The sequence below is a fragment of the Selenomonas sp. FC4001 genome (genome assembly GCF_000701565.1).
Taxonomy (GTDB): Bacteria; Bacillota; Negativicutes; order Selenomonadales; family Selenomonadaceae; genus Selenomonas_A; species Selenomonas_A ruminantium_B.
Genome location: NZ_JNJF01000004.1, coordinates 15,484 through 27,506, shown reverse-complemented (window position 1 = coordinate 27,506; position 12,023 = coordinate 15,484). Strand labels below are relative to the sequence as shown.

The window sequence follows — 12,023 nt, the reverse complement described above, 5'->3', positions numbered from 1 at the left end:
TTATTCCTCCAGGCTCACCTGATGCTCCTCAATAATCCGGCGCACATGTTGAGCCCGCAATCTGTCAATTTCCGTCTTGGAGAGATTTTCATTGGCGGCAAGGTTCTGCAAAAAACTCGTACGGCTGGCCAAAAGCATCTGCCCGTAACATTCCGGCGCTAAGCCTCGGATAAGTTTCAAATCCATGCCCAGCCGCAGACGGGAAAGCAGTTCCAGCACTTCCTTTTCCGACAGCAGGCGGGCATAAGACAGCGTACCATAAGCCCGCCATACCTCATCTTCAAGCCGCTCCTTCATATAAAGGGCCAAAGCCTTGCGTGCCCGGCGCTCGTGGGCCACGATTTCCGTCACGGCGCCCCGCAGATTGTCGATAAGTTCCTGCTCCGAATAACCGAGCGTCAACTGATTGGCAATCTGGAAGAGACAGCCCGGCTGTTCCTTATCATCACCATAGAGCGGCCGTACCGCCAACCCTAACTGCGGCGAAATGTTGATGATGCTGCTGACATTCCGCGTAAAGACAAGGCCAGGCAGATGCAAGAGCACCGCAGCCCGAAGGCCCGTCCCAAGATTCGTGGGGCTCGAAGTCAGATAGCCCATCTTTTCATCAAAGGCAATATCCAACTGGCTTTCCAGCATATCATCAATGGCAAAGGCCTTTTTCAAGGGCTCTGCCAAATCAAGTCCTGCCGTCACGCATTGGATGCGGATATGGTCCTCCTCATTTACCATCAGGCTGACCGCCTGACTGTCGGCAACATAAACCGTCCGATGCTGAGGATTGCGCAGCAACTTTTCGCTGATGAGCTGCTTTTCCCGCAAAACCTCACGCTGCAGATTGGAGAGGTTTTCCATCTGCACGGCCTGCAGATTCTCCCCAATCACATTCTGCAAAGCGGGAACAGCGGCAGCCACCCGTTCTTCCACCTTGGCCAGTTCATAAAGGTCGGCCCGGTTAGGGAAGGGCAAATCCCGCAGATTTCGGGACAGCAGAATCCGGCTGGCCAAGACCACATCACGGTCAGCGCCGCCCGACTGAAGCCAGCTCAGCCGGCTATCCTGCAACAATGCTTCAACCATTGTTTCTGCCCCCCTCCTTGGCGGCCAGTTCCTGTTTCATGGCCCGTACCTTATCCCGCAGTTCTGCGGCCTTTTCGTATTCTTCCTGCTCGACGCAGATTTTCAGCTGCTGCTGCAGCAGCGCAATATTCTGCTTGAGTTCCAAGGTACCGCCGCTGCGATGGGGAATCTTGCCCCGGTGAACGCTGGAGCCATGGATACGGCGCAGCATGGGCTCAAGCTGCTGACGGAAGGTAGCATAGCAGGCCGCACAACCGATTTTGCCCTGCTGGCTGAAATCCCGATAGCTCATGCCACAGCGGGGACAAACCAGTTCCCCCTCCTCATTGGTAGCCTTATCCTCCTGCACCGCAGCGTTGCTGAAGATGCCCCGCAAGAAATCATCCACCGATACATTGCGCTTATCCTGATGCGGCACTCCGGCAAACTCGCTGTAACCGGCTGCACAGGCCTCGCAAAGATTCTTTTCCACCCGGCCGTTCGGCCCAATCTGGGTAATATGTACAACCGCTTCATGGCGGCCGCAATCATCACATAACATACACAGTCCCTCTTTCCTTACGAGAAGTTTTCCAAGGTCAGCAGCATGGTCTTGAGCATCCGCACCCGTTCCTTGTCCGTAATGGAATCCGACTGGAAGATGGATACCACAAACTGCATCATCAGAGAGGCTTCCCGCCCTGTAATCATCTCGTGCTGCAAAAGATACTTAATCATGGACTGCACCACCGGCAGTTCCGTATCCGGCTTAATGGCCGCGAGCATATCCTCGTAGACCATGTTCTTGACCGGCACCTGCACAATGCGGATAAACCCGCCTAAGCCCCGCCGGGACTCCACCACGAACCCCTTGTCCTGGGTAAAGCGGGTGGACAGCACATAGCTTATCTGGGAAGGAGCACAGGAAATCTCGTCGGCGATATCCGTGCGCCGCAGCTCCACCTTGCCGTCCTGCTGGGTAGCCAGCTGCCGCAGGATATAAGCTTCAATCAAATCGGCAATATTGCTCACTTTCATCACCTTCTATAATATATAATCCTATTGACCATTTGACTTTTCCTTTATTATATTTGTTTTTTTGACTTTTGGCAAGAAAAATTGACTTGTCAAAAGCTGACAAGTCAATTTCATCATCACTGCAGGGCTTCTTTGAGCACTGCCATATTCTTCTTCATGGTGTCAATATAGGCATCCATGGCGCTTTCGTTGGCTTCGCCGGTTACAATCGGGTCAAGCTGGTAGACTTTCGCGCCGGTTTCGCGGGCAATCGTCTCAGCCGCTGCCGGAGAATACTGCGGTTCTGTAAACAGTACCTTAGTCGTAAGGCCATTTACCTGCTTGATGGTGTCCTCAAGTTCCTGTGGCGTCGGTTCCGTGCCCGGCTCACGCTCGATAACGCTGACAATATTGAGCTTGAATTCTTTGGCCAGATACGGGAAAGCCTCATGGAAGGTCACGATATCCTTATGCGGCAGATTGTCGAGCTCGCTGTGCATTTCCTCTTTGAGCGCTTCGAGCTTCATGCAGTAGTCGAGTGCATTCTTGCGGTAAGCATCCTTGTGTGCAGGGTCTGCTTCGCAAAGCCCGGCGGTAATCGCTTTGACCTGCGCAATACTGTAAGTCACCGACAGCCATACATGGGGATTTTCCTCGTCGCCATTTTTCAGCAGATTGATGTCCTTGTAGTTGGAAGCCTCAATGGTCTTCATCTTCGGATTCTGCTTGGCTGCTTTTTCCAAAAAGCTTTCCATGCCCGCACCGTTGACCACGAACACATCCGCTTTCTCCAATGTCTTCATGTCCTCAGTAGTCAGCTGATAATCGTGCAGACAGCCGGTCTGCGGCTTGGTCATGTTGACCACCTTAACGCCCTCTACCCCTTTGGTGATGTTCAGCACATCAATGTACATGGGATAGAATGAAGTGACGATAGTAAACTCCTTCTTATCCTTGGCTGTCTGACCGCCGCAGCCTACGGCGAACACACAGACCAGAACAGCCAGCAATATACTCATTATCTTTTTCAAGCAAGACAACTCCTTCCCTAAGGCTCTTAACGTATATAAACTTGAAACAAATCACATTCTACAAGGGTCCGTCTGACTTGTCAAGGTAATTGAGTGAGATTATCATTTGTCTATTCGTTCATATAATGAAAAAAGAGCACCGCAGTGCTCTTTTCCGATTCGCTATGGAATTAGCCCAGGATAACCAGGGATTCATGAGCTTTAACGCTCTGGCCAGCAGCCACGTTGAAGCTCTTAACAACGCCGTCAGCGTCAGCAGCGATTTCGTTCTGCATCTTCATAGCTTCGAGAATCAGCAGGGTTTCGCCAGCTTTAACAGCCTGGCCTTCGGAAGCAACGAGCTTCACGATTTTGCCCGGCATCGGAGCATCGATGGAGTGCTCACCAGCACCAGCGGCTACAGCAGCCTTCTTCGGTGCAGCGGGAGCGGCCGGAGCCGGTGCAGGAGCTGCTTTCGGTGCAGCCGGAGCAGCCTTCGGAGCTGCAACAGCGGATTTTACTTCTTCAACTTCGACTTCATAAGCCGTACCGTTTACCGTGATATTGAACTTTTTCATTCGTTATTCCCCCATTGTAGATTTACGCGGTAACTTTTATCAGAACGGACGAGCCAGGCCGCCACGGGCGGACATAGCCCATACGTCGCTGCGCTTGATGCGAACAGCCACAACCTTGTTACCCATCATCATCTGGACAGCAGCGGTAATTGCTGCCACCACTTCTGGCGAAGCGCCATTTGCTTCAGTTTTCATGGTAAAGACCTCCGAATTCCGAATTAACAATTAAAGCGGAATGCACCCGTGTTTCTTGGCCGGGCCAACCTCACGCTTGCTAGCGAGAGCATTGAGGGCCGTAATAATGTACGGTCGGGTTTCCTTCGGTTCGATAACCATATCCACATAACCGCGTTCAGCAGCAACGTACGGCGTAGCAAAGTTTTCTACATACTCTGCCGTCTTTGCTTCCTTATCCGGGTCTTTGCGGAAGATGATGTTAGCAGCACCGGCCGGGCCCATAACTGCGATTTCGGAAGTCGGCCAAGCCATAACCTGGTCAGCGCCGAGTTCGCGGCAGCACATAGCGATGTAGGAACCGCCATAAGCCTTACGGGTGATAACCGTAACCTTAGGAACCGTTGCTTCACTGTATGCATAGAGCATCTTGGCACCATGACGGATGATACCATTGTGTTCCTGATCAACGCCCGGCAGGAAGCCCGGTACGTCAACGAGGTTAACCAGAGGAATGTTGAAGGCATCGCAGAAGCGGATGAAGCGTGCGGATTTATCCGAAGCGTCTACATCCAGGCAGCCTGCCATTACATTCGGCTGGTTGGCGATGATACCAACGCTGCGGCCGTCGAAACGAGCGAAGCAGCAAATGATGTTGGTAGCAAAGTGCTCATGTACTTCGTAGAATTCACCATTATCAACGATGGAACGAATAACATCCTTCATGTCATAAGGTGCATTCGGGTTATCCGGGATAACCGTGTTCAGGCTTTCATCCTGACGGTCCGGATCATCGCCGGTTTCCATAATCGGCGCATCTTCCATGTTGTTGCTCGGCAGGAAGGACAGCAGGTAACGAATCTGCTTGATGCAGTCGTCTTCGTCCTCAGCTGCAAAGTGAGCCACACCGCTGCGGGTGTTGTGGGTCATAGCACCACCGAGAGCTTCAGCCGTTACTTCTTCCGCCGTAACGGATTTAATAACGGCAGGGCCGGTGATGAACATCTGGCTCGTGTTCTTTACCATGTAGATAAAGTCCGTGATAGCCGGGCTGTATACAGCACCGCCTGCGCAGGGACCCATGATTACGGAAATCTGCGGGATAACGCCGGAAGCTGCTGTGTTGCGGAAGAAGATGCCGCCGTAACCGGACAGAGCGTCAACGGCTTCCTGAATGCGAGCACCGCCGGAGTCGTTGATGCCGATGCAGGGAGCGCCCATCTTCATGGCCAAATCCATAACCTTCCAAATTTTATGTGCATGCTTTTCACCCAGGGAACCGCCTTCAACGGTGAAATCCTGTGCATAAGCATAAACCAGACGGCCGTCAACCGTACCGTAACCGGTTACTACACCTTCACCGGGCAGTTCTTTCTTTTCCTGACCGAAGTTGGTGCAACGATGTTTCATAAACATATCCAGCTCAACGAAAGTACCTTCATCAAACAGTTTTGCGATACGTTCACGAGCTGTCTGCTTGCCTTTTTCATGCTGCTTGGCAATACGAGCTTCGCCGCCGCCCTGCATGATATGTTCTTTTTTGGCATGCATTAAATCAATTTTTTCCTGAACAGTAGCCATTATATACCTCCTCGTATAATTAGCTTTTGTGTTCTCCGCTATATATTTTGCACTATTTACGGGGAAATTGCAAGTTTTTATTACCTAGTGATAAATAATTCCCGTAAATGTTGCAATTAATCACGCTGGCAGAGTTCCAGAAGAACACCATGGGAGGCTTTCGGATGAACGAAGGCAATCTTAGCACCACCAGCACCTTTGCGGGGCTTTTCGTCAATCAGGCGCACGCCTTTTTCCTTGAGGTCAGCCAGAGCTGCTTCGAGGTTATCTACGCGCAGAGCAATGTGCTGGATGCCACCACGGCCGCCGTTCTTTTCGATGAACTTAGCAATCGGAGAATCATCAGAAGTTGCAGCCAAGAGTTCGATTTCGCTGCCATTCGGCGTCGGGAAGAAGCCCGTGGTTACTTTCTGTTCTTCAACGGTTTCTTCACCATTGTTCGGCAGACCGAGCATGTCGCCCCAGAAGGAGCCAACTTCTTTCAGGTCACCAACAGCAATACCGATATGATCTACACCTAATACCTTAAACATAATCTCTACCTCCTAAAATTAATGCAAGTTATTTTTTGAGCATCTCGTCCATCAGGCCCCCCACTACGGTGTATGGGTCCGTATCATGAGCGCGGATTTTCTCCACGAATTCATCCAAGCGGCCGCTGTCCACAATCTGTCCTTTGACGAAATTGTTGATGCCGCTGTTCAGGATATCGAGCATCTCATCACGGGTGCGCTTCGTGCGGCGGCGGGTCAGTTCCCCGTTGCCTTCGATATACGCCCTGTGCTTTTCCACTGTGCCGATTAATTCCTCGATGCCTTCGTTCTGACTGGCGATAACTTTGGTAATGGGCGGCCGCCAATCCGTCATAAAGCTGTCCAAATCCAGCATCATGTTGATTTCCCGCACCAGCTTGTCTGCCCCATCGAGGTCAGATTTGTTAATGCAGTACAAATCACCAATCTCCAGAATTCCAGCTTTAATGGCCTGAATGTCATCCCCCATGCCCGGAATAAGCACGACCATGGTAGTATCGGCAGCTTTGACGATATCCACCTCCGACTGGCCTACCCCCACTGTCTCAACGATAATGATGTCCTTTCCAAAAGCATCCATGGCCTTTACGGCATCAGCAGTCTTGTGGGAAAGTCCCCCTAAACTGCCGCGGGTGCCCATGCTGCGGATAAAGACTCCTGCGTCAAGTGTCAGTTCATTCATGCGGATACGGTCACCTAAGATAGCACCGCCGGTAAAGGGGCTGGTGGGGTCCACCGCCACAATGCCCACGGTCTTTCCCTGGGCCCGGTAAGCCCTGGTAATCTTATCCGTAAGTGTACTCTTGCCTGCTCCCGGCGGCCCGGTAATCCCCAGCACATATGCATGGCCGGTATGCGGATAAATCTCCTTCATAATTTCCGTGGCTTCAGGATATTCGTTTTCAATGGCCGTGATGGCCTTGGATAACGCCAGGCGGTTGCCCTTGAGTAATTCTTTTGCTATATCCAAATCGTCACCACCTCTCGGTAGTTTTTGCGTAAGCAAGAAAATAGTGTTAAGGGAGAAAACCAAGCAGGTGCTTCGGTTCCCTCCGCCTAACACTAACTTATCTTTCTCAGAGTTTTACGTTTTCCTTGATAAAGTTGACCACATCGCTGGTCGGCGTACCCGGCGTAAATACTTCCGCTACGCCAGCTTCTTTGAGGGCCGGGATATCGGCATCGGGGATAACACCGCCGCCGATAATCAGGGTATCGGTCATGCCGTTGCCGCGAACCAGGTCTACCACTTTCGGGAAGAGATGGCCGTGTGCACCGGACAGGATGCTCATGGCAACAACATTAACGTCTTCCTGCAGGGCAGCTTCGGCAATCTGTTCCGGAGTCTGGCGCAGGCCCGTATAGATAACTTCAAAACCAGCATCACGCAGGGCACGGGCAACCACTTTTGCACCGCGATCATGGCCATCAAGGCCCGGTTTTGCAACAAGAACTCTGATTTTCTTTTCCATTTTGTATTCCTCCAAGCTAAAAGCTAAAACGCTGTTGATTACAGGCTGACATGAGCCTCATATTCACCGAATACTTCACGCATTACGTTGCAGATTTCACCGAGCGTAGCGTAAGTCTTAACGGCGGCGAGAATGTGCGGCATAAGGTTTTCGTTTTCGTCCTGGCAGGCTTTCTTGAGGTCAGCCAGAGCAGCCTTAACGGCCTCATTGTCGCGTTTTTCCTTCATGGCGTTGACTTTGGCCTTCTGGCGTTCGCCAACCGCTTCATCAACCTTCAACAGGTCTTTTGGAGGTTCTTCATTTTCCATCTGGAATTTGTTGACACCAACGATGGTGCGGGCACCGGATTCAACATCCATCTGCCATTTGTAAGCGGAATCCTGAATTTCTTTCTGGATGTAGCCTTTTTCGATAGCAGCAACAGCACCGCCCATATCATCAATCTTCTTGATGTAATCCCATGCTTCGGCTTCAATCTTGTCCGTCATGGCTTCTACATAGTAGGAACCAGCCAGCGGGTCGATAACATCAGCAAGACCGCTTTCGTAAGCGACAATCTGCTGGGTACGCAGAGCAATCGTAACGGATTCCTGCGTCGGCAGAGCCAGTGCTTCATCGCGGGAGTTGGTGTGCAGGGACTGAGTGCCACCCATAACAGCAGCAGCCGTCTGCAAAGCAACGCGGACGATGTTGTTGTTGGGCTGCTGAGCAGTCAGCATAGAACCAGCCGTCTGGGTATGGAAACGCAGCATCATGGATTTATCCTTTTCTGCATGGAAGCGTTCCTTCATAACTTTAGCCCAGATACGGCGGGAAGCACGGAACTTCGCCACTTCTTCAAGCACGTTGTTATGTGCATTCCAGAAGAAGGACAGACGGCCAGCGAAATCATCAATCTTCAGGCCAGCTTTGATTGCTGCTTCGCAGTATGCAATACCATCAGCGATGGTGAATGCGATTTCCTGCGCTGCCGTGGAACCTGCTTCACGGATATGGTAACCGGAGATGGAAATGGTGTTCCATTTCGGTACATTCTGGGAGCAGTATTCAAAGATATTCGTAATCAGGCGCATGGACGGGCGCGGAGGGAAGATATACGTGCCGCGGGCTGCGTATTCCTTCAGAATATCGTTCTGAATCGTACCACGGAGCTGGTCAGCAGGAACACCCTGCTTTTCAGCTACAGCGATATACATGGCCAGGAGAACCGAAGCCGGTGCATTGATGGTCATGGACGTAGAAACCTTGCCCAGGTCAATCTGGTCAAAGAGAGTTTCCATATCTGCCAGAGAGTCGATGGCTACACCAACCTTACCAACTTCACCTTCGGAAATCGGGTCGGTGGAATCGTAACCAATCTGGGTCGGCAGGTCAAAGGCGCAGGAAAGGCCCGTAGCGCCGTTTTCAATCAACATGCGATAACGCTTGTTGGATTCTTCTGCCGTGGAGAAGCCGGCATACATACGCATGGTCCAGAAACGGCCACGGTACATGGTGGGCTGTACACCACGGGTGAAGGGATAAACGCCCGGGAAGCTGATTTCATCCGCATAATCATCGCCCTTAATATCGAGCGGCGTATACAGACGCTGCTCAGGAAGATGCGGACGTTCCGGGAAACGTGCTACTGCTTTTTCTACGCTGGCTTCGTATTTAGCAAGCTCAGCCTGGATTTTTTCCGTGCTCATATGGATTTCCTCCTGCTTCATTCAGTCATTTTCTATATATCTATATCTGTAGTTTACTTTTTCATGCTGCCCGTAGCCACGAATCGTTCATGGAAGGACAGTGCCTCTTCCAGAATGTGCGGCGTATTGGCATGATGGGTTGCTTCGGTTGCTCGTTCGAAGTAATCCCGCAAAATCGGACGATAGTCCGGATGGGCGCAGTTATTGATGATTTCGAGGGCGCGCTCACGGGGAGCCTTGCCACGAAGGTCTGCAATACCCTGCTCCGTAATGATGATGTCCACATCATGTTCCGTATGGTCGATATGGGAGCACATCGGAACGACTGCGGAAATCTTGCCATCTTTCGCAACGGACGGCGTGTAGAAGATGGTCAGGTAAGCGTTGCGGGCAAAGTCGCCGCTGCCGCCGATACCGTTCATCATCTTAGTGCCCGTGATATGCGTGGAGTTTACGTTGCCGTAGATATCCACTTCGATGGCCGTGTTCATGGCGATAACGCCGAGACGGTGAACCACTTCCGGGCTGTTGGAAATTTCTTCCGGACGCAGCAGCAGGTATTTCTTATACTTGGCAACGTCCTTATAGAAGCGGGCCATACCTTCAGGCGACGGGCTGAAAGCCGTACCGGAAGCAATCAGCAGTTTGCCGGCATCAATGAGGTCGAGCATACCATCCTGAATAACTTCGGTGTATACCGTCAAATCCTTGAGGTCCGAATCCACGAAACCAGCCATTACAGCGTTGGCTACGTTACCGACACCAGACTGCAGCGGCAGCAGATTCTTCGGCATGCGGCCAGCTTCCACTTCCTTCTTGAGGAAGTCCAGCGTGAACTGGCTCATCTTGCGGGAATCCTCGTCGATGGCCTTGAGTGGGCGCGTATGGTCGGGAATATCGCAAGGAACGATGTATTTAATCTTATCCGGCGTGCAGGGAATGTACGGAGTACCTACACGGTCCGTTGCCTTCACGATAGGAATGGGCAGACGATTGGGCGGGTCCATGGGAATATATACATCATGCATACCCTCAAGTTCCAGCGGCTGAGAAGTGTTGACTTCTACGATAACCGTATCTGCACTCTGCACATAAGATGCAGCGTTGCCCAAGGACGTGGTCGGAATGATGTTGCCTTCCTCGGTGATGGCGCAGGCTTCTACCACTGCCACATCCACCTTGCCAAGATAACCGCAACGGCTGAGCTGGGCTGACTCGGAAAGATGCAGGTCCAGATAATCTACCGAACCGTCGTTGATTTCATTGCGCAAATCCTTATCCGTCTGGTAGGGTAAACGCTTCTTAATGCCGTGAACCTTGGCCAATGCTTCATCCAGTTCCGGGCCTGTGGAAGCTCCCGTCCAGAGGTTAATGGTGAACGGTTCCTTCTTCATCCGTTCAGCCAATGCCAGCGGAATTGCTTTCGGATATGCCGAAGCAGTAAAACCACTGGTTGCAACATTCATGCCTTCTTTGAAAAAAGCTGCTGCTTCTTCCGCCGTGACAATCTTGCTTTGCAACTCTTTGTTGCGCACGCGGTCGAGAATATCAATCATGAAAAATCCTCCCTCATCAGTGCCGACCCATTTTCGGTTCCGGCAACAGATTTTATTAACCTGAACATAAATCTACATATAAACACGAACTATGATTACATTCGTTATTGTCAATGATAACATGAAGTTATAACAACTATGAATTATAATCATGACTTATCGTACTACTATGTAATAATTATGCCCCACGACCTATGTTAGCACGAAAAGAAACCGCCGTCAAGTGAGAGTTGACGGCGGTTACCTATATTTGTGAAAATTTTATTTTGTTCTGATTTAGAGCATATCTTTCTCAATCATATACTCTGCAATCTGCAGTGCATTGAGAGCGGCACCTTTGCGAATCTGGTCACCGCAAACCCACATATTAAGACCATGGTCGATGGAATAGTCCTTACGCAGACGGCCTACGGCCACATCATTCTTGCCGGAGGTTTCAAGCGGCTGCGGATAGAGCTGTTCATCCGGGTTATCCACCACTTCTACACCTGGGAATGCTTCGAGGGCTTTGCGGGCAGCTTCTACGCTGACCTCATCGGCAAATTCCACATTGACGGACTCGGCATGGCTGCGGTATACCGGCACACGAATGGTCGTTGCCGTGATACGCATATCGTTATCGCTCATGATTTTCTTCGTCTCGTCAATCATCTTCATTTCCTCTTTGGTATAGAGGTTTTCCTTGAAGACGTCAATCTGCGGCAGCAAGTTGAAGGCAATCTGATAATGCTTCTTGAGGGCTGCACCGGGCAGAATGTTAGCCGTTACGGGCTTGCCTGCTACGATATCCGCAACCTGCTGTTCGAGTTCTGCCATAGCTTCCTTACCGCCACCGGATACGGCCTGATACGTGGAGACAACTACACGTTTGATTTTGGCAATATCATAAAGCGGCTTCAGTGCCATAACCATGATGATGGTTGAGCAGTTCGGATTGGCGATAATGCCCTTATGCTGGGCAATGGCTTCCGGATTGACTTCCGGCACAACCAGAGGAACTTCCGGGTCCATACGGAAGGTGCTGGAGTTATCGATAACCACGGCACCGGCTTTTACAGCGGCAGGCGCAAATTCCTTGCTGGCACTGCCACCAGCGAACAGGGCGATATCCACATCCTTAAAGGAATCCACCGTAGCTTCCTCAACAGTATATTCCTTGCTCATAAACTGGATTTTCTTGCCGGCACTGCGTTTGGAAGCCAGCATCTTGAGGTTAGCAAACGGGAAATTGCGTTCCTCAATGAGATTTAAGAATTCCTGACCTACGGCACCCGTTGCGCCCAGAATTGCCACATTATACTTTTTCATCGACATTCATTCCTTTCGCTTGTAAAAGCCGTTTTTCTTTTTATGCC

13 protein-coding genes are annotated in these 12,023 nt (G+C 51.1%); all 13 read right to left on the bottom strand.

Annotation, left to right across the window (positions count from 1 at the left end; genetic code table 11):
• A complete protein-coding gene (locus T320_RS00120; protein WP_037351803.1) occupies nt 1–1,080 on the bottom strand; it encodes an ATP--guanido phosphotransferase in 1,080 nt (359 codons plus the stop codon).
• Nucleotides 1,073–1,621, bottom strand: coding sequence for a UvrB/UvrC motif-containing protein (locus T320_RS00115; protein ID WP_026760903.1), 549 nt, complete (start codon nt 1,619–1,621; stop codon nt 1,073–1,075). The genes T320_RS00120 and T320_RS00115 overlap by 8 nt, the downstream gene beginning before the upstream one ends.
• A gap of 17 nt (nt 1,622–1,638) precedes the next feature.
• Complete coding sequence (locus T320_RS00110) at nt 1,639–2,091, bottom strand: CtsR family transcriptional regulator (protein ID WP_026760904.1); 453 nt, start codon at nt 2,089–2,091, stop codon at nt 1,639–1,641.
• A 122-nt stretch (nt 2,092–2,213) separates the two neighbouring features.
• A complete protein-coding gene (locus T320_RS00105) occupies nt 2,214–3,116 on the bottom strand; it encodes a metal ABC transporter substrate-binding protein (protein WP_369793417.1) in 903 nt (300 codons plus the stop codon).
• A gap of 161 nt (nt 3,117–3,277) precedes the next feature.
• Complete coding sequence (locus tag T320_RS00100) at nt 3,278–3,664, bottom strand: biotin/lipoyl-containing protein (protein ID WP_026760906.1); 387 nt, start codon at nt 3,662–3,664, stop codon at nt 3,278–3,280.
• 39 nt (nt 3,665–3,703) lie between these two features.
• On the bottom strand, nt 3,704–3,859 hold the full coding sequence (locus T320_RS00095; RefSeq protein WP_026760907.1) for a hypothetical protein: 156 nt from the start codon (nt 3,857–3,859) through the stop codon (nt 3,704–3,706).
• Nucleotides 3,860–3,889: 30 nt separating this feature from the next.
• Nucleotides 3,890–5,419 (bottom strand): methylmalonyl-CoA decarboxylase subunit alpha, encoded by a 1,530-nt coding sequence (locus T320_RS00090; protein WP_037351800.1) that lies wholly within the window; start codon nt 5,417–5,419, stop codon nt 3,890–3,892.
• Nucleotides 5,420–5,535: 116 nt separating this feature from the next.
• Nucleotides 5,536–5,952 (bottom strand): methylmalonyl-CoA epimerase, encoded by a 417-nt coding sequence (gene mce / locus T320_RS00085; protein ID WP_026760909.1) that lies wholly within the window; start codon nt 5,950–5,952, stop codon nt 5,536–5,538.
• A gap of 28 nt (nt 5,953–5,980) precedes the next feature.
• Nucleotides 5,981–6,922, bottom strand: a complete 942-nt coding sequence (gene meaB, locus T320_RS00080) for a methylmalonyl Co-A mutase-associated GTPase MeaB (RefSeq protein ID WP_037351797.1) — start codon at nt 6,920–6,922, stop codon at nt 5,981–5,983.
• 106 nt (nt 6,923–7,028) lie between these two features.
• A complete protein-coding gene (locus T320_RS00075) occupies nt 7,029–7,424 on the bottom strand; it encodes a cobalamin B12-binding domain-containing protein (protein WP_026760911.1) in 396 nt (131 codons plus the stop codon).
• A gap of 38 nt (nt 7,425–7,462) precedes the next feature.
• Complete coding sequence (locus tag T320_RS00070; protein WP_026760912.1) at nt 7,463–9,112, bottom strand: acyl-CoA mutase large subunit family protein; 1,650 nt, start codon at nt 9,110–9,112, stop codon at nt 7,463–7,465.
• Nucleotides 9,113–9,165: 53 nt separating this feature from the next.
• On the bottom strand, nt 9,166–10,668 hold the full coding sequence (locus T320_RS00065; RefSeq protein WP_026760913.1) for an acetyl-CoA hydrolase/transferase family protein: 1,503 nt from the start codon (nt 10,666–10,668) through the stop codon (nt 9,166–9,168).
• Nucleotides 10,669–10,944: 276 nt separating this feature from the next.
• Complete coding sequence (locus T320_RS00060; RefSeq protein WP_037351795.1) at nt 10,945–11,976, bottom strand: aspartate-semialdehyde dehydrogenase; 1,032 nt, start codon at nt 11,974–11,976, stop codon at nt 10,945–10,947.
• Nucleotides 11,977–12,023 lie beyond the last annotated feature (47 nt).